This is a genomic window from Mesoplasma tabanidae (genome assembly GCF_002804025.1).
In the GTDB taxonomy this organism is placed as follows: domain Bacteria; phylum Bacillota_I; class Bacilli_A; order Mycoplasmatales; family Mycoplasmataceae; genus Mesoplasma; species Mesoplasma tabanidae.
In genome coordinates this window covers 729,387-755,727 of sequence record NZ_CP024969.1, presented here as the reverse complement: position 1 = coordinate 755,727, position 26,341 = coordinate 729,387, and the positions used below count along the sequence as shown (strand labels likewise).

General features: G+C 28.1%; 20 protein-coding genes, 2 tRNA genes and 1 other annotated feature. Of the genes, 18 read left to right on the top strand and 4 right to left on the bottom strand.

All coding sequences use genetic code 4. From position 1 onward, the window contains the following. Positions 1–43: 43 nt before the first annotated feature. The 4 genes from MTABA_RS03415 to MTABA_RS03400 all read left to right on the top strand — a co-directional run bounded on the left by MTABA_RS03415 (position 44) and on the right by MTABA_RS03400 (position 4,874). Positions 44–2,599 (top strand): hypothetical protein, encoded by a 2,556-nt coding sequence (locus tag MTABA_RS03415; RefSeq protein WP_100679767.1) that lies wholly within the window; start codon positions 44–46, stop codon positions 2,597–2,599. A gap of 37 nt (positions 2,600–2,636) precedes the next feature. Beyond that, positions 2,637–2,803, top strand: a sequence feature (ribosomal protein L10 leader region). 22 nt (positions 2,804–2,825) lie between these two features. Then, entirely contained in the window at positions 2,826–3,326 is a 501-nt protein-coding gene (gene rplJ, locus MTABA_RS03410) for a 50S ribosomal protein L10 (protein WP_100679766.1), read from the top strand. Positions 3,327–3,385: 59 nt separating this feature from the next. Further along, the gene (gene rplL, locus MTABA_RS03405) at positions 3,386–3,754 is read left to right on the top strand and encodes a 50S ribosomal protein L7/L12 (RefSeq protein ID WP_100679765.1); all 369 of its coding nucleotides are present in this window, start codon (positions 3,386–3,388) and stop codon (positions 3,752–3,754) included. 154 nt (positions 3,755–3,908) lie between these two features. Then, a complete protein-coding gene (locus tag MTABA_RS03400) occupies positions 3,909–4,874 on the top strand; it encodes an IS30 family transposase (protein ID WP_100679764.1) in 966 nt (321 codons plus the stop codon). Between the two features lie 49 nt (positions 4,875–4,923). Here MTABA_RS03400 and MTABA_RS03395 read toward each other — a convergent pair whose 3' ends face one another. Beyond that, positions 4,924–6,021 (bottom strand): serine hydrolase domain-containing protein, encoded by a 1,098-nt coding sequence (locus MTABA_RS03395; protein ID WP_244166535.1) that lies wholly within the window; start codon positions 6,019–6,021, stop codon positions 4,924–4,926. A 222-nt stretch (positions 6,022–6,243) separates the two neighbouring features. Between MTABA_RS03395 and MTABA_RS03390 the strand changes: the two genes are divergently transcribed. The 10 genes from MTABA_RS03390 (at position 6,244) to MTABA_RS03345 (ending at position 18,651) form a co-directional block, all read left to right on the top strand. Further along, positions 6,244–7,401 carry a hypothetical protein gene (locus tag MTABA_RS03390; RefSeq protein ID WP_100679762.1) on the top strand — a complete coding sequence of 386 codons (1,158 nt, stop codon included), beginning with the start codon at positions 6,244–6,246 and terminating at the stop codon, positions 7,399–7,401. A gap of 14 nt (positions 7,402–7,415) precedes the next feature. Beyond that, positions 7,416–11,270: a DNA-directed RNA polymerase subunit beta gene (gene rpoB / locus MTABA_RS03385; RefSeq protein WP_100679761.1), complete on the top strand. Its 3,855-nt coding sequence runs from the start codon at positions 7,416–7,418 to the stop codon at positions 11,268–11,270. Between the two features lie 9 nt (positions 11,271–11,279). After that, on the top strand, positions 11,280–15,044 hold the full coding sequence (gene rpoC / locus MTABA_RS03380) for a DNA-directed RNA polymerase subunit beta' (RefSeq protein ID WP_100679760.1): 3,765 nt from the start codon (positions 11,280–11,282) through the stop codon (positions 15,042–15,044). Positions 15,045–15,198: 154 nt separating this feature from the next. Then, positions 15,199–16,152 carry an L-lactate dehydrogenase gene (locus tag MTABA_RS03375; RefSeq protein ID WP_100679759.1) on the top strand — a complete coding sequence of 318 codons (954 nt, stop codon included), beginning with the start codon at positions 15,199–15,201 and terminating at the stop codon, positions 16,150–16,152. 75 nt (positions 16,153–16,227) lie between these two features. Then, complete coding sequence (locus tag MTABA_RS03370; RefSeq protein WP_100679758.1) at positions 16,228–17,358, top strand: hypothetical protein; 1,131 nt, start codon at positions 16,228–16,230, stop codon at positions 17,356–17,358. Continuing rightward, positions 17,345–17,683, top strand: a complete 339-nt coding sequence (locus MTABA_RS03365; RefSeq protein ID WP_100679757.1) for a hypothetical protein — start codon at positions 17,345–17,347, stop codon at positions 17,681–17,683. The genes MTABA_RS03370 and MTABA_RS03365 overlap by 14 nt, the downstream gene beginning before the upstream one ends. Positions 17,684–17,711: 28 nt before the next feature. Next, on the top strand, positions 17,712–17,936 hold the full coding sequence (locus tag MTABA_RS03360; protein ID WP_100679756.1) for an acyl carrier protein: 225 nt from the start codon (positions 17,712–17,714) through the stop codon (positions 17,934–17,936). Between the two features lie 2 nt (positions 17,937–17,938). Continuing rightward, on the top strand, positions 17,939–18,400 hold the full coding sequence (locus tag MTABA_RS03355) for a Fur family transcriptional regulator (RefSeq protein ID WP_100679755.1): 462 nt from the start codon (positions 17,939–17,941) through the stop codon (positions 18,398–18,400). Between the two features lie 61 nt (positions 18,401–18,461). Next, positions 18,462–18,537 (top strand) — tRNA-Trp (locus tag MTABA_RS03350). Positions 18,538–18,575: 38 nt separating this feature from the next. Beyond that, positions 18,576–18,651: transfer RNA gene (locus MTABA_RS03345), tRNA-Trp, on the top strand. Between the two features lie 83 nt (positions 18,652–18,734). On the opposite strand, the gene MTABA_RS03340 is transcribed toward MTABA_RS03345, so the two are convergent. Beyond that, the gene (locus tag MTABA_RS03340) at positions 18,735–19,586 is read right to left on the bottom strand and encodes a DegV family protein (protein ID WP_100679754.1); all 852 of its coding nucleotides are present in this window, start codon (positions 19,584–19,586) and stop codon (positions 18,735–18,737) included. 8 nt (positions 19,587–19,594) lie between these two features. Further along, positions 19,595–20,425 carry a DegV family protein gene (locus MTABA_RS03335; RefSeq protein ID WP_100679753.1) on the bottom strand — a complete coding sequence of 277 codons (831 nt, stop codon included), beginning with the start codon at positions 20,423–20,425 and terminating at the stop codon, positions 19,595–19,597. Positions 20,426–20,503: 78 nt separating this feature from the next. On the opposite strand from MTABA_RS03335, the gene ytpR reads away from it, so the two are divergent. Genes ytpR through tyrS form a run of 3 tightly spaced genes read left to right on the top strand, consistent with a single transcriptional unit; the run spans position 20,504 to position 23,399 of the window. Beyond that, on the top strand, positions 20,504–21,085 hold the full coding sequence (gene ytpR / locus MTABA_RS03330) for a YtpR family tRNA-binding protein (RefSeq protein ID WP_100679752.1): 582 nt from the start codon (positions 20,504–20,506) through the stop codon (positions 21,083–21,085). 3 nt (positions 21,086–21,088) lie between these two features. Further along, complete coding sequence (locus tag MTABA_RS03325) at positions 21,089–22,144, top strand: nicotinate phosphoribosyltransferase (RefSeq protein WP_100679751.1); 1,056 nt, start codon at positions 21,089–21,091, stop codon at positions 22,142–22,144. 13 nt (positions 22,145–22,157) lie between these two features. Next, positions 22,158–23,399 (top strand): tyrosine--tRNA ligase, encoded by a 1,242-nt coding sequence (tyrS, locus tag MTABA_RS03320; RefSeq protein WP_100679750.1) that lies wholly within the window; start codon positions 22,158–22,160, stop codon positions 23,397–23,399. A 257-nt stretch (positions 23,400–23,656) separates the two neighbouring features. Here the strand turns inward: tyrS and rpsD are convergent, their stop codons facing one another. Further along, entirely contained in the window at positions 23,657–24,283 is a 627-nt protein-coding gene (gene rpsD, locus MTABA_RS03315) for a 30S ribosomal protein S4 (protein WP_100679749.1), read from the bottom strand. 252 nt (positions 24,284–24,535) lie between these two features. Between rpsD and MTABA_RS03310 the strand changes: the two genes are divergently transcribed. After that, complete coding sequence (locus tag MTABA_RS03310; RefSeq protein ID WP_100679748.1) at positions 24,536–26,326, top strand: hypothetical protein; 1,791 nt, start codon at positions 24,536–24,538, stop codon at positions 26,324–26,326. The last annotated feature ends 15 nt before the right edge of the window (positions 26,327–26,341 follow it).

The window sequence follows — 26,341 nt, the reverse complement described above, 5'->3', positions numbered from 1 at the left end:
ATATATATGAACTACTAAAGTTCATTTATTTATAAGGAGACATATGATAGGAATTATCAAGGGTTTTCGAGATGAATTTTCATCTCGAGTTCTGTCTTCGGTGAAAAGAATTTCTAAATTTATAGGTATTGCATTGGTACCTATATTGTATGGTGTTACATGTTTAATGGCTTTTTGAAACCCAACAATTAATTTAGGAAAGGCGCCTGTTGCTATTTTAAACGAAGACAAAACAGTCTGAGTGTATAAAAATAATGATACTGAAAATTTCGATTTTAAAATTGGTGTTTTAACTGATTACAATTACAAATCAGTAGATGGATCTATAAGCAAAGAAAAAGCAATTTCTTATTCTTATGATACTGAAGGACAAATTTTATATACAAATGCTGGAAAAATGCATGTTTCTTCACAAGAAGAAGTTGCAAGTCATATTTTTCAATTTAGTGCATGAGACATAATAAAATTAGCATTGAATGAAAAGACAGACAAAAATATTAAAGATGAAGATTATACATTTTCTTCACCTGAATTAAAAGAAGACATGGCTTTTACAAATATCAGATACGTTTCATCTCAAAATGAAATTGATAAACAATGAAAAGGTAAAAAATATTATGTACAAGCCAAAATTGAAAAGGGGTTTGGTGAATATTTAATTCAACAAATAGGTTCTGTTTTAAACAAAAATAATGTTCCAAAAAATAATAAGGTTAATATAAACATTTGAACAACTTTTGAAAGAAATTTTATTTTTGGATACTATTTAAATAGTATGATGGAAATGAAATCAGCACTTATAGTTTCTGCTATTGAGGATTTTTTAGGTGAAAACATACCATCATTTATATCAAATTTTATTTATAAAAATTTTTATAAACAAGTAAGCTATACTCCGTTTGAAGATGAAATAGTTAAAATTTCTCAAAATGTAGGAGAAGTTTCTGATTCTGATATTACAATTAAAGCAGGAAAACAATATGTTATTAGTGATGCTATAATGCAGCCTAATAAAAATTTTGATAGTTCCAAAATAGTTAAATCAGAAAACACTATTTTTGGAGATATTAGTGAAAAAACTTCCTTTTCTGCTGATGCTGCTAAAAAAACAAATGGTATTTTAACTAATGCTATTTCAGAACTTTTGCAAAATCAAAAAATTCAAGAATTAGCTCAACTATTTAAAATTAATTTTGCTAATTCAAAAATTAAAGGTTATCTTTTATTTTTAAATGATAATTCACACATACTTAATAAATATTTATATGATGTAATGCATGGTATTGATCCATTTACAGATTCACAAAAAATGTGAATTAACTTAGATAATCTTGATAAATTAGGTTTAGATAAAAAAGTTGAAACTGCAATTAAAACAATTATTGTTGGGATTAATAATAGTCCTTTTGATAAGTTCAAATTTAACTTCCAAACTTATTTACCAAAAATTAATTCAATTTTAGTTCAAAAAACAGGATTTAATTTAAGGTTAATAAAACCTCAAGAAGTATTCACTTCAAATGAAAATGAATTAAACAGAAATGCTGTAACAATAGCTGAATTTAATAAAAATATGGACGAATTAGCTGTAGCAAACGGTTTTGTAAATCAAATTAATTTTATAAACACAATTAGTCATAAAATTATTGAATTGTTTAAGCATAAGGCATTTGATAAATTTGATGTAGTAAAAATTGAAATTGCAGGTTTAAAAAATGGAATATATGGTATTGGTATTGGTGAATTTTTTATAATAATAGGATTATTTGTAGGAACATTTATGCAAACATTCATTTACGATAGAGCAAGAAGAACTAAAAATCTAAAAGCTCGTAAATGATATGCATCAAAGTCACTACTAATGTTAGTTACAGGTATAACTCAAGCAACAGCTTTAACTATTGCATTATGTCTAACGGGATGAGTAGCTATTGGTTCAGCTGCCATGCTTTCAGTTTGAATATGATTATTATTTGTAGACTTAATATTTGTACTAACAATTCAAGGACTATGATTCTTGTTTAAAGATGAAACGATTTCAAAGGTTTTAATTGTTATTTACTTAGTTATTAATATTTCATCAGGTTGGGGTACTTTTCCATCTTTTATGCAATTTGAATTTTTCCATAAAATTAGTTTTATTGCTGAATTCACATACGTATTACATGGATTAGGTTCTATTATATACGGTGTTGGTGAAAACGGATTTAATTTAGATGATGCTTTATACATTATGCAACAAGCAGGGATACTATTAATTTTTGCTTTAGTTTTTGTGTTAATAGGTTTATATGGTGCAAAAAATAGAAATAGAGAAATCAGATTTGGAAGTTTCATTGGTAAACATGTTGTTGATGGAATGAATTCACTAGGTTTAACAAAAGAACTAACTGAATTTAAGTCTAATAGAAAATTATTTAAATATAATTGAAATAGTATGAGTGAAGATATTTATTTAGATTTAGTTCAAGAAGTTAGAAGATTGCATCCATTTGAAGGTCAGTTTGAATGATATAAAAGGCGTCAAAATGATGGTGTATTTCCGCCTAATGAAACAGATATTGATACTATGAATCGCAATGATGATGTTGAAGTTTAGTATGAATTATTGAAATAATTATTCAATATGATATTATTAATAAAGGCTATTAATACCAAAGACAGTAACTGGGAAATTCCCTTAATTTGTTACCTAGGATTAAAATAAACATTTATTAAATAAATCAAACATTAATTTAAAAAAATGTATTTTTACGTTTCCCTCGGTCTTTGCATTAAGAACCGAGGGTTTTGTTTTACAAAATAAGAAAATAGGAGGAATACGAATGTCAACAAATAGACCTGCACATGCTAAAAAAGCAGAAATCGTTGCTGAGATTGTTTCTAAAATTCAATCAGCTCAAGGTGTTGCTATTGCAGAATACAAACACTTAACAGTTGAACAAATGTCAAATTTAAGAAGACTAGCTCTAAAACAAGGTATTGAAGTTAAAGTTTACAAAGACTCACTTGTTAGAAGAGCTGTTGAAGAATTAAATTTAACAGAATTAAACGAATATTTAACTCAACAAAATGTTTTTGTTTTCTCAAACGAAGATGCAATTGGAGCTGCTAAATTAGTAGCAAACTTTGCAAAAGAAAATGAAGCATTAAAATTAAAAGCCGGAGTTTACGAAGGCGCAGCTATGGATACTGCAGCGATCACTGAAATTGCTACATTACCATCAAAAGAAGATTTATACTCAATGTTTGCATCAAGCTTACTTTACCCATTACGTCAAGTTATGGCTGTAATTAATGCTGTTGCTGATACAAAACAAAACTAATACAAATAATCAAAATGTATTAATAGCAAAATAGAAATAAATTAAAGGAGACCAAAATCATGGCAATTACAAAAGAAGATATTATTAAAGCATTAGAAGAAATGAAATTAACAGAATTAAACGAATTAGTTAAAGCAATCGAAGAACACTTCGACGTTGTTGCATCAGCAGGTGTTGCTGTTGCTGCTGGACCAGCTGCTGCTGACTCAGCTCCATCAGAAGTTGCAATTATGTTAACAAACGCAGGTGGACAAAAAGTTGCAGTTATTAAAGTAGTTAAAGAAGTAACTGGATTAGGATTAATGGACGCTAAAAAATTAGTTGACGGAACATTACCAGTAGCTATTAAAGAAAACGTAAAAATTGAAGAAGCTGACGCAATTAAAGCTCAATTAATTGAAGCAGGAGCATCAGTAGAATACAAATAGTATTTACACGTTAAAAGATAAAAAAAATCTTGCTTTGCAAGGTACGAATTAAAATTGGAACTGCAACACTTATGAGAAAATAATCTCATAGGAATTGCAGTTTTTTTGATACAAAAAAGCAACTCCTGACCGATCAAAGCCCAAAGGAGTTACCATGAATAATTATAAACAAATATCTTTAAAAGAAAGAACATTAATTGAATATCTATTAAATGTTCAAAATAAATCTGTTTCTTTTATAGCTAAAGAATTAAATAGAAATAGATCAACTATTTACAGAGAAATTAAAAGAAATAAAGCAGCTATGATTTATAAAGCCAAGGATTCACAATTTACTAGAGATATTAATAATACCTTATCTCATCAAAATAAAATAAGTAAATATAATGAATTCTTGAGATTTCTTTATGTTAATTTTAATCCAAAAAGTTTTAGCATTGATGTTTGTGTTTTTAAAGCCAAAGAACTTGGGATTAAAACACCAACAACCCAAACTGTTTACAATTGAATTAAGAATAAGCAAATAAAAATTAAATCAAAAGATTTATTGAGACCTAGGTTTTGATGAAAAAAGTCTAGTAAATATAAGCATTATCTATGAGAAATATCAAAAATGAATTCCATTCCAATTACTTATAGACCTAAAAATATTAATCAAAGAAAAGACATTGGTCATTTTGAAATTGATTTAATTGTTAGTTCTGGCAATAGTTCAAAAGCCATAATGACACTAGTTGAAAGAGTTACCAGAAAAGGTTTTGCAATTAAATTAGAAAATAAAACTATGAAACATACAAATGAAAAATTAAAAGAATTAATTGGAAAAGAAAATTTAAATATTAAATCTATTACTAAAGATAATGGTATGGAATTTAATCTTTTACATGAAGTCACACAAGAATTAAACGTACCACTTTATACATGTAATACCTACGCTTCTTGTGAAAAAGGAACTAATGAAAATTTTAATGGTTTGATTAGAAGATATTTACCTAAGAAAACTAATTTTACAAATTTAAAAGATGATAATATAATAGAAATATTAAATGAAATAAATAAAATGCCTCGTAAAATTCTGAACTATAAATCAGCTCAGGAATTTTATGAGACATTCGGTTAGAAGTGTTGCACTTCCAATTTTAATTTATATCTTGCTTTGCAAGGTTTTTTTATTTTACGTACTTCAAGTCTTTGTACAGCGCATAGAATAGCTCATTTTCAACAATAGAATTATTACCAGGATATACTGAAACCATAAAAGACATAACAATTTTATTTTTTGGATCAACAAGTGAGGAAGTGCCTAAAATTCCACCCCATCCGAACTCGCCAATTTCTGTTAAAGGAAAGTTTTCATTTTTTACTCTAACTCTTATTCCATAACCAAATCTATAATCTTCATTTAAATCAAAAATCTTTTGATTTCTTAGTTTTGGTATTTGATTTGTACTCATTTCATTTAGTCATTTTTTATTTAAATATTGCTTTCCTTTTATTTTACCCGTTAACAAAAAATTTAAAAATTTATTGTAATCTTCTGCAGTGCTAAACAGACCAGAACCTCCTAAACAACATTTGGGTGTTTTATCAAAACATTTAGGCATTAAGTAATGATAGTATTCATCTCTATACAGTCGTCTATTACTTGTTTCTACATTATAAGAGTATTTAATTGCTTTTCTATTAGAATCAGTTATTTTAAAATCAGTGTCCTTCATATCTAAAGGAATCAGTATTTTTTGCTTCAAAAAATTTGAAAGACTCATACCCGATATTTTTTCAATAATCCCACCCAAAATATCAATATTCATTCCATATATCCACTCTTCTCCTGGCTCAATTTGAATAGGTATTTCACTAATCATTTCACATATTTCATTAAGGGTAAAATTATCGCTTTCAATTAATTCTTCAATTTTTAGTAATTCATTTTCATAATTTTTAGAGTTTCAACTGTATGGTATACCAGAAGTCATGTTTAATAAATTTTTTAATTTTATCTTTTTGTTAAATTTAGAATAATAATTACAAATTTTAGTGTCTAATGAAATTAGTTTTTCTTGCACTAACAGTAAAGCAGCAATTATAACTATTGGTTTAGTCATTGAGTAAATTGGAAAAATTTGATTTATTGACATGGGTTTCATGTTTTCAATATCGTTATATCCGAATGAAGAATGATATAAGTTGACCCCATCAACATCGATCTTAACAACTGCGCCTGGATATAAACCTTTAGATATAAATTCCTTAATTTTTAGTTCCACGTTTTTCACTTTTTTGATTCTCTATTTTTCTATTCTTAAATATATTATAAATACTTAAAAATAGAATAAGAAAAAAACACTATTTTAGCTTTTAAATTAAGTAGTTATATTTGATTTTTTATGGTGTTTTATATATAATAAAATAATCGAGTCTAGTTTAGTTAGTTAAGAGCTTCTGCTATTCTCAATTTTTTTGCAAAGAAATATTGGGAGGAAGTTTTTATGAGTCTAAATTATTTTCTAAATAAAAAGATCATTAATTCAATGCAACAAGTCGTTGAAGAACAAGGCCTTTTCACTATAAACTTTCCATTATCAATAGGGCAAAAAATGAATTTCGAACCAATAAATGAAATAGAAAGTGATAAGTACCTAACTAATTACTTTCAAGCATATACATTTGCGAACAATAAACAATTAACAGAATTTATTTTAACTAGCAATATATCTTCACTAATGTTTTTAGAAAATTTGGCAGAAGGTTCTTCAACGCTCTCAATTAATAATATGATTAGAAAAATTGAAAACGGGGCAAAACCAAAAACTAAAAAAGAAAAAATGGCAATGAATCTAATTGAAGCAATTAGATTAGTTAAAAAAACAGACTTTAAAATAAATGAAGATAATTATGAATTATTAATTCATATTTTGTTTAGAAATACTGAATTTAACTTAGATAGAAAAGCAAATTATTATAGAAACAATAACAAAACAATGTTGACTGATATAGCAATAAATTTTGAGCTAATTGATGAAGAACTAAAAGGCTTGTTTGAGTTTGTAAATGATGTACCTGAAAATTCTTTTGATGGTTTTACAAAAGCAATAATTATTTTCTTACAGATTTTAATTATTCAACCTTATCAAAAGTTTAATTCAACTTTAGCTTTACTAATGAGTCTTTGATTTATGGGTCAATACAAAGAAAAGGAAATGTTTCAAGTTTGAATTTTTGATTTGCTAAATCACTGAGAAGAACTAATTGAAAAAATTAATGAGTTAGCAGTTAACAATTTTAATATAAGTGAAATTTTGAAGTATATTAAAAAAGATTTAAAAGATTCTGTAAAAAGAGGATTTATATTGTCTCTAGTTAAAGAATGAATAGCTCAGGATTTTGATGTTAGAGCAAAATTTTTTCCAAGTGATTACGAACTTGTTGTACTAATTACTATTCTTACTGAAAGAACAAAAGAAGTTTCAGTAAAAAGAATTACTGACAAACTAAAAGTAGCAGGTTACACAGCAGTCAAAAAACAAGAAATTAAGGATGCTTTAGAAAATCTCAAAAGCGCTAACATAGTCAAAGTTACAAAAAATGACGCAAATTTTATGATTGCTGATAAGCAATTAAACAAATATAAATATATTTTAGAATAATGAAAGGAAACAACATGGCATATAAAATTAAAAAAGTAAACCGTGGCGTTGAAAGACGTGATTATAGAAAAGTTTCAGGTAATCTTGAATTACCAAACTTAATCGAAATTCAAACAAAAACTTTCGAATGATTCAAAACAAAAGGAATTGACGAAGTTTTAAATGAATTTTTTGCAATGAGCTCAAATGATGCTAGTGCATCTCTTTTCTTAGAGGGATGAGAAATTAAAGAAGCTAAAATTTCTCCAGCAAAAGCAAAAGAACAATCAAAAATTTATGATGCTCCAATTTATGTAGACTTACAATTAATGTTTACAAAAACTGAAGATATTTCAAAGCAGTTTGAAGAAATTGTAGAAAAAGATATTAAAAAAGTTTTAGCAAATTGAATTGCTGAAAAAACAGATTCAAAGAATGTTTCACTTGTTAAAAGTACAGAAAACATTTATTTCTTTGATGTTAAATTAAAAGGTACAGAAAAAAATGACTTATTTCAAATTACAATATTAGATGAAAAAGAAGATGTAGTTGTAGCTGAAGTTAGTGTAAGAAAATGAGGACAAGTATTCTTTGGAGACTTCCCATTAATGACTGACGCTGGAACATTTGTTATTAATGGTTCACAAAAAGTTATTGTTTCACAATTAGTTAGATCACCTGGTTCATATTTTAAAACAGAAATCAACAACAAGACAGGGGAAAACCTATACAATGGTGATATTATCCCAAGTCGTGGGACTTGATTAGAATTTGAAACAGATACTAAAAAAACTGCTGAAACAACAAATTCATTATTTGTTAAAATTGATAAATCAAGAAAAACTACTGCAACATCATTTTTAAAGATTTTAGGATTAGATAGAGATACAATCTTAAATATTTATGATAAAGACAAAGTTATTGTTGAAACTTTAAAAAATGACAACGATACTGGAGATACATATGCAGACTGAACTCAACATGTTCAAGAAATTTATAAAAAAATTAGACAAGGTGAAACAGCAACATCTGATGGGGCATCAAAATATATTAATGGATTATTATTTGACCGTAGAAAATATGATTTAACAAAAGCTGGTAGATTTAAATTACAACAAAAATTGGCTGTTAAAAATCGTTTAATTGGAAGAATCTTAGCTGAAGATATTATTGATGCAAATGGAAAAGTTTTAGTTGCTAAAAACACTGAAGTTTCTAAAGCAAACTTTAAAGAAGTTTCTGAAGCTTTATCACAAGAGGGTGTTATGGTTTCTTCAATTGAATACAGAGAAGATATTCCAGGTTCACGTCAAATTCAAAAAGTTAAAGTTTACCAAGACAACAATTCAAAAGATGAAACTTTCACAATCGTGGGTATTACTCCTAATTCAAAAGAAGAACATATTACAGTTGTTGATATTGTAGCTACTGTATCTTACTTATTAGGATTAGAGTACAACATTGGTGAATATGATGATATTGATAACTTGGCTAACCGCCGTGTTAGAACTGTTGGAGAATTATTACAAAACCAATTTAGAATGGGATTAACTCGTATTGATAAAAACGTTAAAGAAAAACTTTCAACAAGTGATTTATACAAAGTTAAAGTTTCAACAATCATTAACGCAAAACCATTAACTGCTGTAATTGGAGAGTTCTTTAACTTGTCACAATTATCACAATTCATGGATCAAATTAACCCATTAGCAGAATTAACTAACAAACGTAGATTAACTGCTTTAGGACCTGGTGGATTATCAAGAGACCGTGCCAGCTTAGAAGTGCGTGACGTTCACCCTTCTCATTATGGAAGAATCTGTCCTATTGAAACTCCAGAGGGACCAAACATTGGATTGATTAACAACTTATCAACTTATGCAATCGTTGATGAATTAGGATTCATTAGAACACCTTACTTAAAAGTTATTAATGGTGTAATTCAAAATGAACATGAATATTTATCAGCTGATGAAGAAAAAGAATACATTATTTCTCAATCAAATGTTACAAAAGATGAAAACGGAAAAATTTTAGATGAAACTGTAGTTTCACGTTACAAAGGTGATGATTACATTGCTAAAGTAAGCGAAGTTCAATTTATTGACGTTTCACCTAAACAAATTGTTTCTGTTGCTACTTCAGCAATTCCATTCTTGGAAAATGATGATGCTAACCGTGCACTTATGGGTGCTAACATGCAACGTCAAGCAGTTCCTACAATTGTTCCAGAATCACCATTTGTTGGAACAGGTATTGAATTTGAAGCAGCTAGAGATTCAGGAGTATGTATTGTTGCTACAGAAAACGGAATTGTAAAATATGTAGACGCAAAACAAATTACTGTTGAATCAAAAGCAGGAATCAAAACTTATACATTAGCAAACTTTGAACGTTCAAACAATGGAAGCTCTATTGTACAAAAACCAATTGTTAAAGTTGGGGATTCAGTTGAAGCAGGGCAAATCATTGCTGATGGACCGTCTGTTGATAATGGAGAATTAGCCTTAGGACAAAACGTTGTTGTTGCGTTTACTACATATAATGGATACAACTTTGAGGATGCTATTGTTATGTCTGAAAGAGTTATCATGGAAGACAAATTTACATCAGTGCATATTGATGAATATGTATTAGAAGTTCGTAACACAAAACAAGGAGCTGAGGAAATCACTTCAGAAATCCCTAACATTAGTGACAATGCTAAAAAGTACTTAGACAATGAAGGAATTGTAGCAATTGGTACTGAAGTTAAAACTGGAGATATTTTAGTTGGTAAAGTAACTCCAAAAGGACAAACTCAATTATCACCAGAAGACAAATTATTACATGCTATCTTTGGAGAAAAATCAAGATCAGTTAAAGATAACTCATTGAAAGTTCCAAATGGTGGAGAAGGTATTGTTCAATCTGTTAAACGTTTCAAAGCTAAATCAGCAGCAAACCCAGATGGTATTGAATTGCCAGCAGATGTATTAGAAGTAATTAAAGTTTATATTGTTCAAAAACGTAAAATCCAAGAAGGGGATAAAATGTCAGGACGTCATGGTAACAAAGGGATTATTTCAAAAGTTTTACCAGTTGAAGACATGCCTCATTTAGAAGATGGAACACCAGTAGATATTCTATTGAACCCACAAGGAATTCCATCACGTATGAACATTGGACAAATCTTAGAAATCCATTTAGGAATGGCTGCTAAAAAATTAGGAGTTAAAATTGCAACTCCAGTTTTCGAAGGAGTTAACAGTACTGATTTAGATGAAATTATGGCTGAAGCTGGAATGGAAAACTATGGAAAAGTTAAATTAATTGATGGTCAAACTGGAGAAGCAATTGACAAACCAATTTCTGTTGGGGTTATGTACATGTTAAAACTTTCACACATGGTTGATGATAAGCTTCATGCAAGAAGTGTTGGGCCATACTCATTAATTACTCAACAACCTCTTGGAGGAAAAGCACAAAATGGGGGACAACGTTTTGGAGAAATGGAAGTTTGAGCGTTAGAAGCTTATGGGGCAGCTCATACTTTAAGAGAAATCTTAACTATTAAATCAGATGACTTAAAAGGTCGTACAAAAACCTATGAAGCTATCGTAAGATCAAAAAACATTCCTACTCCAGGAACACCTGAGTCATTTAATGTTCTTTCAAAAGAAATTATGGGATTAGGATTTGATATTTATTTATTAGACGAAAAAGGTAATAAGTCACAAATTAATGCATATGATGATGATAATGATTCAATTAATGATGAAAGTATGAAGCACGCTTCAACTGATAAATTAACTTTTGAAGATTCAACAACTCTTGTTGAAATTGAAGACTTAGATAGTTTTGAAGAAGTAGATGAAAGTGAAATTAACCTTTCATTTGAAGAAGAATAGGAGGGCAAAATGGAAAATAAAAACAATAAAGTAATTAAAATTGAATTAGCTAGTGCTGATACTATTCGCTCATGATCGCATGGAGAAGTAACTAAGCCTGAAACAATTAACTATAAAACATTAAAAGCTGAAAAAGATGGTTTGTTTGATGAAAAAATATTTGGACCAACTAAAAACTATGAATGTTTTTGTGGAAAATTTAAAAAAGCCAACCCTATGAATAAAGGGAAAAAATGTGAAAAATGTGGTGTTGAGTTAACTGAATCAATCGTGCGTCGTGAAAGAATGGGGCACATTGAATTAGCTGAACCTGTTACTCATATTTGAATGGTTAAAGTATCACCATCAAGAATTGCGTCATTATTGGACTTAAAATCTAAAGAATTAGAAGAAGTTGTTTACTTTGTTTCACATATCGTTTTAGATCCAGGAACATCAAAACACTTTGCAGCTAAAGAGGTTTTAGATTTAGGAGTTTCAAAGTCACAAAAAACTCGTAGCAAATTAAGACCTGCTATTGAAGAAATTGTTACGTTAATAAATGATCCAGCTCATAGAGATACACTGAAAGCTGAAAGATTATTAGAAGAATTAAATAATCCAACTATTCCTTTTTCAATTGATGAAGCTACTGCTTTAATTTCAAAATATACAGATGCTAAATTTGGTATTGGTGCTTCTGCTATTGAAGAATTATTAAAGCAAATTGATTTAGATAAAGAAATTGAAATCACAAAAAATACTTTAGATGCTATTGGTCAAAATGCTGATAACTCAAAATTATTAAAAAGATTAGATATCTTAGAATCATTAAAACGTTCTAATCAAAAACCTGAATGAATGGTATTACGTGTTTTACCCGTTATTCCACCAGACATTCGTCCTATCATTCAATTAGATGGAGGAAGATTTACAACTTCTGAAATTAATGATTTATACCGTCGTATTATTATTAGAAATGAACGTTTATTAAAAGTTAAAGAAATGGGTGCACCATCAATTATTATTAACAACGAAAAACGTATGTTACAAGAAGCTGTTGATGCATTATTAGATAATGAACGTAAGCCACGTCCAATTCAAGGAAAAGACAAACGCCCTTTAAAATCATTAACAAGTGTACTTAAAGGAAAACAAGGTCGTTTCCGTCAAAACTTACTTGGAAAACGTGTTGACTACTCAGGTCGTTCAGTTATTGCTATTGGGCCAGATTTAAAAATGTATCAAGCAGGAATTCCTCGTGAAATGGCTTTAACATTATTTAAACCTTTTGTAATTCAATGATTACAAGAACATGAGTATGCTGAAAACGTTAAAGTTGCTGAAAAAATGATTTTACAAAATGATGCTAAAATTTGAGAAGCATTAGAACACGTAATTAAAGATAGACCAGTTCTATTAAACCGTGCTCCTACTCTTCACAGACTTGGTATTCAAGCATTTGAACCTAAATTAGTTAAAGGGAAAGCAATTCGTCTTCACCCGCTTGTAACTACTGCGTTCAATGCCGACTTTGATGGGGACCAAATGGCTGTTCACGTTCCAATTACAAAAGAAGCAGTTGCTGAAGCTAGAGCTTTAATGTTAGGATCAAATGCTATTTTAGGACCTAAAGACGGAAAAGCAATTGTAACTCCAGGTCAAGATATTATTTTAGGTAATTACTATGCTACTTTTGAAGAAAAAGGGCAAAAAGGTGAAGGAACAATCTTTGCTGAAATTACAGAAGCTATTAATGCTTTTGATACAGGAATGGTTTCATTAAACGCAATTATTGGAATTGCAGTTGATGCATTACCTACTGAAAAATTTACTGAAGAACAAAGAAAAGGTTATTTAGTAACAACAGTTGGTAAAATACTATTCAACCAAATATTTGATGCTTCATTCCCATGAATTAACTCATCAAGTATTTATGATGCAAAAGAAGCAGTTAAAACATTTATTTTTGACTTCTCAAAAGATATAAATGAAGTTATTGCTGAGTACTCAGTTATAAGTCCAATTAAGAAAAAAGAATTATCAATTATTATTGAAATATACTTTAACAATTTTGGAGCAAGAAAAACAGCTGAAATGCTAGATAAAATGAAAGATTTAGGATTTAAATATTCTACAAAATCTGGAACTACTATTTCAGCTGGAGACGTTGTTGCCTTTAAACATAAATATGAAGAATTTGCTGAAGCTGATCAAAAGGTTGCAGAAATTACAAACTTCTATAATGAAGGTATGTTAACTAAAGAAGAGAAAAAACACCGTGTTATTGAAGTTTGATCTGATGTTAAAGATGACATTCAAAAAAGACTTGAATTAGTATTGAAACAAGATACTAAAAACCCTGTTTTCGTGATGGCGGACTCTGGAGCCCGTGGTAACGTTTCTAACTTTACACAACTTGTAGGTATGCGTGGACTTATGAACGATACTAAAGGGGACATTAAAGAAATTCCAATTAAATCATCATTCCGTGAAGGTTTATCAGTTTCAGAATACTTCGTTTCAACTCACGGTGCCCGTAAAGGGATGGCTGATTTAGCCTTAAAAACTGCCGATTCAGGTTACTTAACACGTCGTTTAGTTGACGTTTCACAAGAAATTGTTGTAGTTAATGAAGACTGTAAAGCAAATAAAGGATTTGAAATTGAATCAGTTATTGATACAAAACACAACAACATTATTGTTCCATTAAAAGACAGAATTGTTGGGCGTTACTCATTTAATGATATTAAAGACATCAAAGGTAATGTTGTAGTTGCTAAAGATACTTTAATTGAATCAAAAGAAGCTGATGCAATTATTGCTGCTGGAATTACAAAAGTAACAATTCGTTCAGTATTAACTTGTGATAACCAAAAAGGAGTTTGTCAAAGATGTTACGGACGTAACTTGGCAACTGCATCATTAGTTAAAATTGGTGAACCTGTTGGAGTTATTGCTGCTCAATCAATTGGTGAACCTGGAACTCAACTTACTATGCGTACCTTCCATACCGGAGGGGTTGCAGGGGACGCTGATATTACTCAGGGTCTTCCTCGTATTAAAGAGTTACTTGACGTTACAACTCAAAAAGGTTCAGTTGCTATTATTGCTGAAAAAGCTGGAGTTGTTACAGATATCATTAACAAAAATGGAATTAATACAATTGTTGTTACTGAAGAAGTTAATGGAACACAAATTGAAAAACAATACAAAACAATGTATAACGCTGTATTAAGAGTTAATAAAGGTGATGAAGTTAAACCAGGTAAAAAACTTACTGAAGGTTCAATTAACCTACATGATCTATTAGAAGTTGCTGGAACTACAGCTGTACAAAACTACATCTTAAAAGAAGTTCAAAAAGTTTACCGTTTACAAGGGATTGAAATTTCAGATAAATATATTGAAATTATCGTAAAACAAATGTTAAACAAAGTTAAAGTTATCCAAAGTGGTGAATCTCATTTGCTGCAAGGTGAAATTGTAACTCAACAAAAATTTAAAGAAGTAGTTACTCAATGTATCCGTGATGGTAAAGTACCTCCAGTTGCTAAAAATCAAATTTTAGGTATTAAAAAAGCTCCATTGAAATCTGAATCTTGATTATCATCAGCTTCATTCCAAGATACTGCGCGTGTATTAACAGACGCAATTATCAAAGGTAGAGAAGATAAATTAGATGGTCTAAAAGAAAACATCATGTTAGGAAACTTAATTCCTGCAGGAACAGGTTTAACTGGAATTGATGAAGTAATGGAAATTGCTGAAGAATACCACAAAAACGAATACTAATATTCAATATCAAAGTGTTACATCTTAGTAACACTTTTTATTTGTTTTGCAGAACACTCATAAATTATTATTTTCTATTGAAAAATGCTTAATTTTTATTCTTATAGAGAATATAATTATTTAGTAGAGAGAAATTAATAGGGAGAATTTAAATATGAAAAAAACTTCAAATAAAGTTGTATTAGTTGGTACTGGTGCAGTTGGAATGTCATTTATTTATTCAGCAGTTAATCAAGGTTTAGCTGAAGAATACGTATTAATTGATGTTAATACAAAAGCTGCAGAAGGAAATGCAATTGATATTCAAGATACAATGGCTGTTTTAGACAAACCATTTACTATTAAAGCTGGAACTTATGAAGACTGTAAAGATGCTGATTTAATTGTTATTACTGCTGGACGTCCTCAAAGACCTGGTGAAACAAGATTAGAATTAATTGCAGATAACTCAAGAATTATGAAAGGAATCGCTGAAGCAATTAAAGCATCAGGATTTAATGGAGTGACAGTTATTGCTTCGAATCCATGTGATGTTTTAACAACTGTTTACCAACAAGTAACTGGTTATGATGAGCATTCAGTAGTTGGAGCTGGAACAACTCTTGATTCAGCAAGATTAAGAAGATTAGTTGCTGAAAAATTAAATGTTGCTCCAAAATCAGTTAATGCTTACATTATGGGAGAACATGGTGATTCATCAGTTGCTGCTTACTCAAAAGCGACAGTTATGGGACAACCAATAAGCAAATACTTAGCTGAAGGAAAAATTACTGATGCTGATTTAGAAGAATGTTGAACAAGAGCTATTAGAATGGCATATGAAATTATTGAACGTAAAGGTGCTACTTACTATGGAATTGGTGTATGTTTAGCAGCTATTTCAGCAGCAATTTTAAGAGATGAAAAAACAACATTTATGGTTGGTGCTAAATTAAATGGTGAGTATGGACAAAAAGGTTTCTACACTGGAGTTCCTGTAATTTTAGGATCAAAAGGATGAGAAACAATTATTGAATGAGATTTAACTGCCGCAGAACAAGAAGCATTTAAAAAATCATGTGATGCTTTAGATGCAACTTATCAAAAAGCTAAACAAGCTATCGCTTAATTAAAAATAATAATAAGATGTATTATCATCTTATTTTTTTTGTATTTTTGCTTAATTATAAATGAGGTGAGCAAAATGATAATTCAGTCAGAACAAAAAATAAATACAGATATTATTGTTGATAATATTATTTCAAATAGCAACCAGTCTTTTTTATCACCAGAAATAGTCTTTTTTAATAAACCTTATACTATAAACAAAAATAGCTATTATAAAATGCTTGTATGTTTAAACTTAAATCCAAATATGGCTGACTTATCGCAATATAAGGAGAAATACAATATTGCAAATTTAGATTTTAAACTTTATACGTCTGATTTAAAAGAAATAAAACCAGTTACAGCAATTTCAAAAAATTACTTAATTGATAATGAAAACAAATTATTTTTTGAGTTTGAGATACCTGTAGCACTTAAGCAAGAACATTATATAAATTTGACTTTTGGTTTAAGTCATGATTTCAATACATTAAATTATAGGTCAAAAGGAATTATTAAAATAAATCCTAAGTTTGTTAAAAAAGATGATGAAATAAATATAAATTTAGTTAATTATTTAACTTATTATGATATAAAAAACAAAAATAAAATGTGAACTTCTGAATGTCTTTTAGAAGCTAATGTAAACTTAAAATTCAATAATCTTGAAGTTAATAAATATTATGATGAATTTTCAGAAATAAATATAAACTTTGCTGAAAAAAATCAGCACTTAATAAATCATAATCAATTGCTAATGTATGAAATACAACAAATTAAAAATAATAAAATTTTTCCAGCTGTAAAACTAAATGATTTTAAATTAAATGATGAAATACAATTTAAGAATTATTACGCTGGTAATTTTGAACCTAAACTTTTGGAAAGTTTAGGAGTATATAAGGTTGTATATTTAGAAAAATCTTTGTTAGATGAAAAAAATAAAAAAGTTATTTTGAATGAAGGAGAAAAAGGACTTTATTTTAATCCTTTTAATTGAAGTAAAAAGCAATCAATAAATCTCAATCTTGAAGTGTTTGGAGAAAATTTAATATTTCCTATTCCAATAAAATCTTATTCTAATTTTCAGTTGATTGATTCATTAAAATTTGAAATTATTAAAAGCAATAAGTTTATATATAAATTTAACTCAGAATTTTGAAACATTCTAATTTTATTAACTAGTGATGAAATCAAGGAGGCATTAAAATTATATGAAGTATCTTAAACAAGTCATAATTTTAGTTCTTTTAGCATCAGGTCTTTTAAGTTTATATTTTGCAATTATTAATGCAAACTTTTTTGGTCGTAATCAAGTTGATAATTTAAACATAAAAAAAGTTACTTTTAATGATAATGAATGGCACACATTCATAAATAAAAATGGTGATATAGACAATGATAAATTTATCAGCGCATTTTTACTAAAAATTGAAAATCAATCTCATATAGAAAATATAAGTTTTGATTTTGAAGAAAATAAAGTTATAGTAGATATATGAAATGAATTCAAACATTATAAGTGATTTTACCAATTAGAAAAAGGCCAATAAATGATATAATTTGTTTAGGTGATTAAAAATGAATATACATAACGAAATTATTAAAGAATTAAAAAGCAAAGGTGCTAAAGGAAACTTGACAACTCAAACTCAATTTTCATCAATTGGTCTTGATTCATTAGATTTAATGGATATGATTACAATTCTAGAGGATCGTCTTTCAATATTTGTTCCAGATGATAAACTTTTAGAAATCAAAACAATAAAAGACTTAGAAAATGTTATTGCAGAGTTAACAAAGTAATTATGTTAAAGTTAAAAAAAGCTCAACAAGCTAAATACAATGAAATTATTGATCAGTTAAAAGTAAAATCAATAAAAATAACTGAGATAAGATCTAATATTATTAAGCTTATTATTATTTCAGAACATATCAATATACAACAATTAACTCTTAAACTTGAGAAAAATTTATCAAATGTTAATTTAGCGAGTATTTATAATACTATGGATTTATTATTAAAGGAACACATAATATCATCAAATACGTTTGATGGTAAAAATATTTGATACGAACTTTCAACTAATAAATCTGCACATATTAAATGTGATAAATGTGGGAATATAGAACATGTTTCAACAGAAAAAATTAAAAATATAAATTTTGATGAGTTTAAAACATTAATTGTAGATAAAAGCCAAAAACTTGAGCACCTTAAAATAGAGCTGCATGTTATTTGTGAACGCTGTAACAAAAAAAGAAATTAGCGCTTTGAATATTAAGATTGAAAAATTACATTTTTTTATTTATAATATTTAAGTGTTTAATAGGGGCATAGTTCAGTTGGCAGAACATCGGTCTTCAAAACCGAGTGTCGCGAGTTCGAGTCTTGCTGCCCCTGCCATTATAAAAACAAGGTGCTCATTAATAGAGTACTTTTTTAGAGGTATAGTTCAGTTGGTAGAACATCGGTCTCCAAAACCGAGTGTCACGAGTTCAAGTCTTGTTACCTCTGCCAATTAAAGAAATTAGTGCGATATATTTTTATAATAATAAAAGTGCTATATTCAATATAAAAAAATGTCTTTAAAAGACATTTTTTTATATTTTTTTAGTAATAATGAATGCTATTGTATCAACACCAGCATGAGCTGTGTAAATATTAGGTACCAATTCTTCTGAAAAATTTACTTTTCCTTCAACCAATGCATTTCTAGCAGCTTCATAAATTTTTGAAGCTGTCAAAGGTGTTCTAACAAATACCATTTCATAACCCGTTTTATAATTTTCATTGTAAACTTTAATTATTCTATCCATAATTGAATGAATTGTTCTTCCCATTGCTTCTTTTTTTGGTTCTGCTTCTCACTTAATTAAGACTTTAGTTTTTAAAAGGTTTAAAACTGTTGTAACTGCTTTTTTGCCTCTCCCACCGCTAGTTAATCTTTTAAGATCTCCCGGAAGGATAGCAATATACATTGTTTTTTCATATTCTTTGATTGCTTCAGTAATTTGTTCTGGCGTTGTAATTTTGCCTTCTTCAATAAGTTTACAAATGTATAATGCTGTTTGTTCAATTGCTTGGGCAGCAATGTTTAAATTTTCATAAACTGTTACTTTCCCAATATATTTTTCATCTCTTGAGACCATCATAGCAGTTTGTAGCATACTTGATAAGTTTCCAGTAATAGGTATATGATAAACATGATCATAAGTTTGTAAAAGTTCATCATATTTATTTTCAACTTCTCCAGGACTAGCTTGGCTTGTTTTAATATCAACTCCTTCTGAAATAAGTTTTATAATTTCTCTTTCCTTTACTTCTTTTGGTGTATCTAACATGTCTGTTCCATTTGGAAAAGTAAAGTGCAGTGGTAAAACATCAATATTTTTATTTTTAATTTTTTCTGATGAGTTAGTTCCCGAGCTGTCTAATAAAATAACTATTTTCATAAATCCTCCTATTTCTTTCATGCGGCAATAGCCAATGTTTCTTTTCCTGTGTGTGCTGCAATAACACTTGTTATCTGACTTTTTAAATTTATAGTAAATCCTTTTTCTTCAATTATTTTTACAACTTCTGTTAGTGTTTCTGGATCCATTCTTGAATAAGAAATATCAACAGTTTTAACACCTTTTGCATTTTTCTTAATTAAATCTAAAGCTTCATTAATAGCTTTTTTAAAAGTTCTTGCTGTAGCTTCTTTATCTATTTTTCCATCGTATCTAAGTATTGGTACAATTTTTAGCATTTTTGCTAAGCTAGCAGCTGCAAGACTTATTCTTCCTCCACGCTTTAACGTGTCCAAAGTCTTTGGAATAATATAACCAATGAAATCTTCATTTGATTTTGATACAAGTTCCATTATTTCAAATCCTTTTTTATTTTGCGCAATTCAAAAGGCTACTTTTTTTACAAATTCTTGGTTAATAATACTTACTCCGTTAGTGTCACAAACAAAAACTTTCCCTTTATATTCTTCTTCATTTTCACTTAACATTCTATAAGTGTTGAATTGACCACTTAATCCTTTTGATAAAGGCAAGAAAATTATTTGATCATACTCAGTTAAAAGTTCATCTCAAACTTTTAACATTTCTCCTGGTGTGGTTTGTGCAGTCTTTAAAACCTGCTTATCTAATAAGTCATAAAAAAAGTTATCATCTAACTTATCATCACTAAAATGCGTTGTACCATCTTCTTCAACAATCAATAGAGGAGCTTGGTACAAATCTTTAAAACTTTTTAAATTCCCATCAAAAGATGAGTCAGTTAAAATAGCTATTTTCATAATCTAACCTCCTGTAGTGCTTTTTTAATAACTTAATTATATAATATTAATAAAATTATTAAAATAGAGGGTGAACATATGAATACAAAATTTGGAGTCTTTTATAATAAGCAATTTAATTGTTTAATGCTTGCTTTCAATAATAAACCAATAACAGCATCAGAAAAAATAAATAATGTACTTATTTTAAAAAATGAAAACAACATTGTAGGTATTAATATTTTTGATGTTAAAAAAGAAATAAATAAAAACTTTATTATAAATGAACCTGAGATTTATGAGTATATTAGTTATGAGTTAAAAGATGTGATAGTACTTAAAAATTTGCCTCAATTCATTGTAGGAAAAATTATTAAGTGTAACAAAATTCCTGATACACATTTAAGTGCTTGTGAAGTTGATATAAAATCAGAGGTATTAAAAATTGTATGTGGAGCAAAAAACGCTAGAGAGGGAATCTATGTTGTTGTTGCCACTGATGGAAGCTGAATGCCAAACGGAGTGCAAATCGTTAAAGGTAAACTTAGAGGTTTTGATTCTGAAGGTATGCTATGTAGTGCTAAAGAATTAGGGATTGAAGAAGGCAAATTTAATTCAGACGGAATAATTGAATTAAGTGAAAAATATCAAATCAATCTAGGTAAAGAGTTCAAAGGATAATTTATGAAGAAAATAAATTTTGATAAAAAAATTAAAGATGGATATTACATTGCTGATTATTTCAAAAAGACAAGTTTGATAATAGAAAACGAACTTCCTAATTCTGTTGTAACTATGCAATTTTTTCAAAGAAAAAATAATATTACAATATCCGGTATAAGCGAAGTTATTCAACTATTAGAATTTGCATGTAAAGACTATAAAAACTTAAAAATATGGTCATTAAAAGATGGAGACATTATAAACTCAAATGAACCAGTTTTAAAAATTGAAGGGAAATATTCTAGTTTTGGTTGATTAGAAGGAATGATTGATGGGATACTAGCAAGAAATTCATGTATTGCAACTAATTCAAAAAAAATAGTGTCTGCTGCTAATGGTAAACCAGTTTTAAATATGATGGATCGTGCTGACTCATATCTAACATTAGCAAATGATGGATATTCATCATGAGTTGGAGGAATAAAACTTTTTGTAACTGAAGCCTCATTGGAATTAATTGATGATAATACAATACCTAAACCATCAGGAACCATGCCACATGCGCTTATTCAAGCTTTTGATGGAGATATAATAAAAGCAACTGAAGCTTTTTATAGAAATTTCCCCGAAAGCAATTTATTAGCTCTTATCGACTATAACAATGATTGTGTTAGAGATGCTGTTAAGGTTGCAAACTATTTTAAAGAAAAATTGTGAGCAATTAGAATCGATACTTCAGGAAATTTAATTGATAAATTCCTAGAAGAAAACAAAAGTAAGTATCCTGTTGATGCTAATTTATATGGAGTTAATGAATATTTAATTAAAGAAGTTAGAAATGCACTTGATAATTCAGGGAACAAACATGTAAAAATAATAGTTTCATCAGGTTTAACAGAAGAAAAAATAAAAGAATTTGAAATTAATCATACACCAGTTGATATTTACGGAGTTGGTGGATATTTAGCAAAAATAGACAATAATTTTACTGGTGATGCTGTTTTAATTAATGGCAAAGAACAAGCAAAATTTGGAAGAAAAAATATGTCTTCTGAACGTTTAAAAAAAATAAAATAAATAAGGAGAATTTATGAATATAATTAAAGAACTAGAATGACGTGGACTAGTAAAACAAATCACTAATGAAGAAAGATTATTAAAGGCACAAAATGATGGTGCTGCAGTTTATTGTGGTTTTGACCCAACTGCTGATTCATTACATGTAGGTCATTTAATGATGATAGTAACACTTAAAAGATTTGATCAAGCTGGTTTTCAGGCTATTGGATTAATAGGTGGTGGTACTGGAATGATAGGAGACCCATCTTTTAAAGCAGATGAGAGAAAATTGCAGAGTGATGAGCAAGTCAAATACCATGCTACAGCAATTCAAAATCAACTTTTAAGTATAATACCTGATGTAAAATTTGCTAATAATGCTGATTGATTAGGCAAAATGTCATTGATTGATTTTTTAAGAGACGTAGGAAAAGATTTTAATATTAGTTATTTATTAAACAAGGATTCAATTGCGACTAGAATTAGTACTGGTTTGTCTGTAACAGAATTTTCATATACTATGTTACAAGCTTATGACTTTTATAATTTGTATACTAATCATAATTGTAAGGTACAAATAGGTGGAAGCGATCAGTGAGGAAATATTACAAGTGGAACTGATTATATTTCAACAAGGCTTGGATCAGCAAATACTGAAGCAGCCGGATTTACAATCCCTTTGCTTACAAAATCAGATGGCCAAAAATTTGGTAAAACAGAATCAGGAGCAGTTTGATTAGATGCTAATAAAACAAGTGTATATGACTTTTACCAATTTTGAATTAATCAAGATGACAATGATTGTGTAAAAATGCTAAAATTTTTAACATTCTTATCACAAGAAGAAATTGCAAAATTGGAAATAAAACATAAAGAAGCCCCACATTTAAGATCAATGCAAAAAATATTGGCATCTGAAGTTACCAAATTTGTTCATGGAGAAAAAGAACTGAATAAAGCTATTAAATTAACTGAAGCTTTTTTTAATGGTAATATTTTAACTTTAGATGAAGAACTTTTAGAGTTGGCAATTAAATCAATACCAACAGTTGAATTAGAGAAAGCAACTACAGCAATTGATGCAATTATAAAAGTCAATGCTGCAACTTCAAAAAGGGAAGCAAGAGAGTTTATTAATTCAAATGCTATTTCATTCAATGATGTTATAGTCTCTGATGAAAGTATGATTTTGTCAGAAACTAAATTAATTAAAAATAATAAAATAATTGTTAAAAAAGGTAAGAAAAAATATTATTTATTAAAAATAAAATAAAAAATTCCAAAAAAATATTTAACATTTGGAAAAATATATATATAATAAAAATAGGGGATAAGAAATTATCCCCCCGCATAAAAATTGCTAAAGCAGTTTTTAAATCTTTTCATTTATATATACTTTTATTATCAAATTTACATTTTATTTTTTCTCTCAAAACAAAATTATTAACTCATCTTTAAGATGAGTTTTATATAATGAAAAATAAAAAACACCAGCGATCAGTCGTTGGTGTTTTAATTTGTTTAATTTTATTATTTAATTAAACGGTTGTATCATTCAACAATTAAAGCATCGTTGATTTCTACATTTAATTCTTGACGCTCAGGTAATCTAACAAATTGACCTTTTAAATTAGCTTTGTCTACTTTAACGAATTCAACTGTTGATTCATTATTTTGTAATGCTTCAGCAATTTTATCGTTTTTCTTCATAGCTTCTTTAACTTCAATTGAATCACCTGGTTTTACTTGGTATGAAGGAATGTCTAATTTTTTACCATTTACTAAAATGTGACCGTGGTTTACTAATTGACGAGCAGCTTGTCTAGTCATTGCGAATCCAAGACGGTAAACAATATTATCTAATCTTGATTCTAATAATACTAGGAAGTTTGTCCCTAAAATTCCACCATGAACTTTTTTAGCTCTAGCAAATGTATTTCTAAATTGTCTTTCAGTCATTCCATACATAAATTTAACTTTTTGTTTTTCTTGTAATTGAGCACCATATCCGCTCATTTTTAAACGAGCTTTGTCTTTACCATGTTGACCCGGAGTTGTTACTCTTTTTTTACCTTTGCTAAATTCTTTACCATTCTCAAGAATTGAGAAACCATATCTTCTTGCTTTTTTAAATGTTGATCCTGTATATCTTGACATACTTAATCTCCTTTTTAAAAATAGCGTTATTAAAAATAGTCTTTAATGAATTCTTTACTAATCAGTTTACTGATTCGCTCTTACTGCCAAGAGTTACTTTTATAACTAATATGTAAACAGTTTTTAATAAATATTCATCCGCAGAATATAAACAATAACTTTAATATTATATATATAAAGTACATTACTTTCAACAACAAATGTGTTAAATATATTTGTTATAATTATATATAGTAGAAAAGTGGTGATTTCATGAATTTAATGTCAACTTTATCAAGTAAACCAACAGCACTTTTTATGGTTGGTATTGGATTAGTAGTGATTTCAATATTAGGACTAATATGTACTCTTGTAACTTTAGTCCTTTACAAAAAAACTGTTGAATATACATATGAAAGTTCTAAAAAACTTTCATATGTTGACTCATCTCCTTTACTTAAAAAAATTATTATTATTTACAGAATATATATTAAAAATAAAGACAATAAAAATTTAGAAAGTACTTTTTTAATAATGTTAAGAAATTATTACAATATTTATGCAGAAAGATTTGTAACTTTGACAACTGAAACTACTCAAATGTTTAATGAAAACAGTTATAGACCAAAACCAACTATTAGTAATTATTTAAAAGCTAAAAGAATTTTTTATAAAGCTGATATTTTGCAAACAGATACAGCAAATGTAGTTAACAATATTGAACAAATTTTAGAAATGCAAAAGATAGCAAGAGATTGATATATCAATGTTGTTCATGAAACAAATAATATCAAGACATTAATTAAAACAGGAAATGGAATTTCAAATGATGTTTGAAGTCCAAACACTTTAAATGGAAACTTTTTTAACAATTTAAATTTATACATTGAATCAGCTAGTGTTGATATAAAAAATGCAAAGTATAATGAAGCTATCTCAAATTTGAAAGATGCCTATGAAATTATTTCAAAATTAATATTAATATTAGATCATACTGAAAAAATAGTCTATTTAGTTGATCAACAATTAAAAAATAAATTAGAAGAAATTCGTAATTCTATTTTTCAAAGTACAACAGGTAATGAAGTTCAGAAAAGTAATAAGATTTCGCAGTTTAATTCAATTTCTGACTTTTATGCTAATTCAGTAAAAACTATTAAAAGAGAAATTTACTCTATCAACATCGAAAAAGCATATGAAAATTCGGAAAGACTTTTATCTCAAATACGTATATTTGAACTTAATATGAAATATGAAACTTCAATTAAACAGTTTATTGAAAATAGTCAAAAAGTTATTAAAAATGCTTTTTCATCTGTTTCTAATGAAATAGTTGCTCTTAAAGATATTAGAAGCTTGAATAAAAAGTTTGGAACAAGCAGCAATTTAAACGCTATTAGATCAAGAATTTTATCAGTTGAGCAAACAATTAAAGAGCAACAAGAAAGATATACTAACTTGCTAAAAGAATTTGAATTAAGTCAAAACTCTGTTCAAAAACTTCACTACACAAAGCAAGGGCTAAATCTAATGGATATAATTTCAAAGATATTTTTATCATTTGAAAATTTAAGATTAATTAGAGCTGAATTAACATCTAAGGAAGAAATAATTAATGAAATTCAATCTAGAAATATGAGTTTAAAAAAAGTTTTAGCTGTTATGGAAGTCATGATTGCTAAAAATTCAAACATATCAGTTTTGAAAACTTTTCAAGAAAAAATAAACATAGGTTTTAGAATATTAGAAAAATCAGAAAAAAATCTAAAAAATTATCCTGAGACTTTTTTAGTCCGATCAGTATTTGATGAAATGATTGAATACTTAGATGGAAAAATAGTTAGTTTTGCAATTTTAAAAAATGATATGGCATCAACTATATATCTTGCAAAATTGGCAGAAGTGAGTTTATCATATTTAAATCGTTTCGGTGGAATTGAGTCAATTGATAAAAGCATTGCAAAATCTTTAGAAAAATTAAAGCAAGAAAATTATACAGAGTGTTTAAAAGATAATGTAACAATATTAAGTAGACTAAGCTCTCAAAATATAGCAGTTAGTTAAAATAGAAATTAGGTA